Annotated in this window: 3 protein-coding genes; all 3 read right to left on the bottom strand. The window is 62.3% G+C overall.

The genetic code is table 11. The features are described from left to right. Nucleotides 1–85: 85 nt before the first annotated feature. The gene (locus NUV89_RS28700) at nucleotides 86–865 is read right to left on the bottom strand and encodes an ABC transporter substrate-binding protein (protein ID WP_257783976.1); all 780 of its coding nucleotides are present in this window, start codon (nucleotides 863–865) and stop codon (nucleotides 86–88) included. Between the two features lie 245 nt (nucleotides 866–1,110). Beyond that, a complete protein-coding gene (locus NUV89_RS28695; protein ID WP_257783975.1) occupies nucleotides 1,111–2,154 on the bottom strand; it encodes an ornithine cyclodeaminase in 1,044 nt (347 codons plus the stop codon). Between the two features lie 11 nt (nucleotides 2,155–2,165). Continuing rightward, on the bottom strand, nucleotides 2,166–3,092 hold the full coding sequence (gene ctlX, locus NUV89_RS28690) for a citrulline utilization hydrolase CtlX (protein ID WP_257783974.1): 927 nt from the start codon (nucleotides 3,090–3,092) through the stop codon (nucleotides 2,166–2,168). Between the last annotated feature and the right edge of the window lie 230 nt (nucleotides 3,093–3,322).

The following is a 3,322-nucleotide window of genomic DNA, read 5'->3' as shown; positions in this document are numbered from 1 at the left end:
CAGTCACTAAATTTGTTACTGAACCACCGCATTCGCGAGCAAGCCCGCTCCCACACAAACCGGCTCCCACAGGGTCGGTGTTGGCTTACTCGTGGTAGATGTCCTGATCGCCGAAATACTTCTTCTGGATCTCGGCATACGTCCCATCCGCCTGCACGGCCGCGATCCCTTTATTGATAAGCGCGCGCAGTTCCTGGTCGTTCTTGCGCAGGCCCATGGCGATGTCCAGTGGCAACGTCGGGTCCTTGAACGCCGGGCCGGTCTTGAAGTCGGCGCCTTCAGGCTTGGACAGGAAGTTGAGCTGGGCTTCGAGCTTGTCGGTCAGGGTTGCGTCGAGGCGGCCGTTTTGCAGGTCGGCGTAATTCTGGTCCTGGGACTGGTACGCCTTGATCTGCGCGCCGAGCTTGGCCAGGTGCGCACGGGCGTAGGCTTCCTGCAGCGAGCCTTGCAGCACGCCGACTTGCTTGCCTTTCAACGATTCGGGGGTGTCGCCGAAGTCGGCGCTCTTGCGGGTGATTACCGACGTCGGGCTGAGGAACAGGCGGTCGGTAAAGTCGATGATTTTTTCGCGGGCCGGGGTCACGGCCATGGACGACATGATGGCGTCGAACTTGCGCGCACGCAGGGCCGGGATCATGCCGTCGAATTCGTTGTGCACCCAGGTGCATTTGACGTCGAGCTTGGCGCAGATGGCGTTGCCCAGCTCAATGTCGAACCCTTGCAGGCTGCCGTCGGCGGCCACGGATTCGAAGGGCGGGTATTCGGGGAAGACGCCGAAGCGGATTTCTTTCCACTCCTGGGCGTGAGCGGCGGTGGCGCACAGTGGCAACAGCAACGCAGCGAAGAGTGATCGCAGTGGAGTCATGGTGTAGTCCCTATATTTTGTAATTGATGTCAGGGCAGTAAATGAGTTGAAACAAATCGTTCTTGTTGGCGGAGAGAATGCTTCAAGGTGGTGCGTTTTTTGTGTCGTTTACCCCTCGCATAAAGCGCAAATTGCGCTGTTAAATCGGCCAATGCAGCGGAATCGGCTGCAAGACCCGCTGAATCGGCTTTTCCTCCCTGCAAACCCGGCCCGCCGCCGACGCAAAGCGGCAGGCCAGAGCGGTCTCAGGCGCGCTTTTTCTGCTGTGCGACGGGCTGGGCCAGGCGCGCAAACAGATCTTTCGGGTCGGCCAGGTCCGGCACCAGTTCCAGCGTGCTGCCCACGTCGAGGGCCTTGGCCACATCCAGCACGTAACGCAGGGCCGAGTAGTCTTCGATGGCGAAACCCACCGAGTCGAACAGCGTGACCTGGCGCGGGTTTTCGCGGCCGGGCCGTTGGCCGTTGATGACTTGCCACAGTTCGGTCACCGGCGAATCTTCCGGCATGTGTTGGATTTCACCTTCGATCCGGCTTTGCGGCTCGTACTCGACGATCACGCGGGCGCGCTCGACGATACGGCGGTCCAGCTCGGTCTTGCCGGGGCAGTCGCCGCCGACGGCATTGAGGTGCATGCCCGGCTCGATCATCTCGTCGGTGAGGATGGTCGCGTAGGCCTTGTCGGCGGTGACGGTGGTGACAATGTCCGCGCCTTTCACCGCGTCGGCCACGCTGCTGGCCAGGATCACCTCTATCGCCGGGAACGCCTTGAGGTTGGCCGCCAGCTTGGCGGTGGCCTTGGCGTCGATGTCGAACAGGCGGATTTCATTGATGCCGAGCATGGCGTGGAAGGCCAGGGCCTGGAATTCACTCTGGGAGCCGTTGCCGATCAGCGCCATGCTGCGGCTGTTGTCGCGGGCCAGGTAGCGCGCCACCAGCGCCGAGGTGGCGGCGGTGCGAATCGCGGTGGTGAGGGTCATTTCGGCCAGCAACACCGGTTTGCCGGTGTCCACGTCGCCCAGTGCACCAAAGGCCATCACGGTGAGCATGCCGGCCTGGGTGTTTTTCGGGTGGCCGTTGACGTACTTGAAGGCGTACAGCGCGGCGTCGGACACCGGCATCAGCTCGATCACACCGTCCGGTGAGTGGTTGGCCAGGCGTGCGCATTTTTCGAAGTCCTGCCAGCGCAGGTAATCGGCGCGGATGTACTCGGCCATCTCGCTGATGCAGGTTTGCAGGCCTTTTTGCGACACCAGGTAGCTGAGGTCGTTGACGTCGATGTAACGGGTCATGGCAAGACTCCTTATTGAAATGAGGGACGAGTTGGCAAGTGCACTTCTGCCAACATGCAGCGGGCACTGCCGCCGCCGATGCGTTCGATGTGGTCGATGTTCACCACCACCGGCCGCGTATGGCGTTCCACGTGGGCGCGCTGTGCCGGTTGCAAGGCGCCCCAGGCACTGGCCGACATCACCAGCAGCGGCTGGCCGTCGCGGTCGTGGACTTCGAGCATGTTGCCGGCGAAGGCTTCCAGCTGATCGAAGTCGAGGGCGAGGATGTCTTTGCCGGTGTCGCGCAGGGAGCGTTCCAGGGTCAGGCGCTCGCCCTCGTCGGGCAGGGCTTGCAGGCACACCACCGAGAGGTCGCGGCCGACGCTCATCATCACGTTGCTGTGGTAGATCGGCGCGTGATGGCGGTCTACGGCATGGAACACGCAGAGCTGATAATCGAGGCGTTCGGCGAACTGGCGCAGGGCATCGTGGTGGGTGCGCCCGGAGTGGCAGGCGTAGCTGATGCGGTGCTGGCGGTCGAGCACCATGCTGCCGGTGCCTTCGAGGAAAATATTCTGTTGTTCCAGGTGGCTGAGGTCGATGGTGCTGTGGATCGCGAAGCGTTGTTCCAGCACTTGCAGCACGCCCTTGTTGCGCTCCAGCCGGCGGTTCTGGCCTTCCATCGGGTACAACACCAGGCTGCCGTCGGCGTGGCTGCTCCACCAATTGTTGGGGAAGATCGAATCGGGGGTGTGGGGCGCCAGGGTGTCCTGCACCACCAGCACTTCCACGCCGTGCTGGCGCAGGGTGTCGACATAGCCGTCGAACTCTTCCAGCGCTTTCTGCTGCGCGCTGAGCGGGTCGAGGGGCTGGCGTTGGAAGCGGTTGTTGATCGCGGTGTCCGGGTTGAAGGCAAAGCGCGCCGGGCGAATCATCAAGACGGTATTGGTGGTTTGCATGGGTGCACGAATCCATGGGGTTGGGCAGTGCGGCTATTTTGTGGCTTGTGCGGGGTGAATCCCGGCTGAAACGAGGGGGCGGCCCAGCCGGGAAAGCTGAAACTGGAGGTGGCGCAGCCGAATCAGCTGCCAGCTCTGGAATGCAATCAAAAATGTGGGAGCGGGCTTGCTCGCGAAAGCGGTGTGTCAGTCAACAGAGTCATTGGCTGACCCACCGCTTTCGCGCTGTC

Origin of the sequence: Pseudomonas sp. 18.1.10, from assembly GCF_024655625.1 — a bacterium.
Lineage (GTDB): Bacteria > Pseudomonadota > Gammaproteobacteria > Pseudomonadales > Pseudomonadaceae > Aquipseudomonas.
The sequence above is the reverse complement of the archived record's forward strand: the minus strand, read 5'-3'. Positions and strand labels throughout refer to the sequence as shown.